Annotated in this window: 1 pseudogene; it reads right to left on the bottom strand. The window is 64.0% G+C overall.

The window, feature by feature from the left end:
* Positions 1–806: 806 nt before the first annotated feature.
* Positions 807–1782 (bottom strand): annotated as a pseudogene (locus IL992_RS47420) (hypothetical protein); the annotation flags it as partial.

The following is a 1782-nucleotide window of genomic DNA, read 5'->3' as shown; positions in this document are numbered from 1 at the left end:
TGGCGGCGGAGGCCAGCAGGCCCGCCGCGATCCCGCCGAGGGCGAGAGTGCGCTTCATGGATTTCTCCCTGGTCTGTCGTGGGACGTCACTTGCGCCCCATGCGTCAGTGAAGGAACGAGGAGAAAGCTATACGAGGAATAAGGGTGGTGTAAGGCGGTTCCTGAGGTCTGCCCGTAAGGCACTAATGGCGCTTCGATGTCCGATCGTTCAGGGTTGACCGTGTTTCCGCTGATCAATGCGGCATTCTCCGGTCCTCCTCACCCCGAGTCATGGAACGGTTTAGGATGGAGTGTGACGCAAATCACATTGGATAGATGAAACCGGTGGGCGGCCGAGTCCCGTCAAAGCAGGCCTCGCTACCGGGACGCGTGGCGGAGAGGATGCCCAGGGCAGATGCGGAGGGAGCTGAGAGCGCACGTGGAGGGCGTGGGGGATGACCCCGCGCCCGTGCCGATCCTCCTGGATATAGGCGCTGGAGGAGACGGCGACATAGGCCACTCAAGCAGCGGCCGGCTGGGCATCGGGCGCGTGTCCGGGCCCTTTTCCAGCGGCTGTCGGCGAAGATCCCGCCGACGAGGCCCTGGGCCAAAGGTGCCGGGCGTTCCGCTTCGGGAGGCGACCGCTTACATCGTCGCCGTCGTTGATGGTGCCGTACAGGCCTAAGCCGGATTTCGCGCGGGAGTTCTGGGCGGTGCCTGAGCGCGCTCAAACGGTATGCGGCGAAAGTGGACGAGAAATAGGAAAAGGGCCCGGCTGGAGGCCGGGCCCTTTCCTGTGGTCCAGTCAGAGCGTCAGAGAGCTAGTCTCAGACGATCTTGCCGGAAGCGAACTTCGCGGCGTACTGGTAGACGGCCAGGGTCTCACCGTCGAAGTACGGGGAGACGCTGGTGTCGATGCGCTTGTTGCCGTCGGTGTCGGAGACCGCGATGGTCACACCGTTCAGGTAGCCAAGACGCTTGGCGTTGCTGTAGCGGTACAGCCACGAGGAACCGATCGAGCCCTCACCGGTGAAGGAGGACTTGATGCCCACGAGCTCCTCGGCCTTCATCGCCGGAGCGGCGGCCTTGAAGGTCTTGCCGTAGGCCCACTTGAGGGTCTTGCCGGTGAAGGCGTAGTTGCCGTCCGGGTGCGACCCGCTCGGGTAACCGAAGACGAAGACCCCGGTGCCGATCTTCTGGTTGTAGGCCAGGCCCTGACCACCGACGTTGGCGCCGAGGGTGCCGACGTCCTTCAGCGCGATGTCCACGATGTGGCCACGCAGCTTGAACTTCTTGGCGATGTTCACCCAGAACTTGGCCTTGTACCAGCCGTTGTTGTAGGTGTAGTAGAGGGTGCCGTCGACGATCTTGTCCTGCTGGTCGTTGCCGACAGCCTTGACGTACTCGTCCTTCGAGATCCGGGAGATCTCGTAGCCGGCCTTGCCGTGCCAGGACGCGTCCTTGACCTCGCCACGGACCAGCGCGCCGAGCTTCTCGACCGTGTAGTCGAAGCCGATCCACTGGCACCACTTGTCGAGCGGGACGTAGACCTTCTGCGACTCCTCGCCGTGCTTGGCGACGCGCCACTCGAACGCCCACGGGTGCTCGACGTCGTTCGGGCCGAAGGGCACGATCTCGCCGGACCAGCCGGTGGTCTTGAGCTCGAGGTCCTTCTGGGCCTTCTCCGCCTCGGCGCGGGTGTCGAAGACGCGGTCCTTGACCCAGTTCTTGACCTTGTCCACGGCCACGTCGGTGACCTGGACGCCGTTGTACACGGTGACGAACGCGTAGTCGCGGTCGCCG

The sequence above is a fragment of the Microbispora sitophila genome (assembly GCF_014892245.1).
Lineage (GTDB): Bacteria > Actinomycetota > Actinomycetes > Streptosporangiales > Streptosporangiaceae > Microbispora > Microbispora siamensis.
Note: the sequence above shows the minus strand (reverse complement) of the source record. Positions and strands in the feature narration are given on the sequence as shown.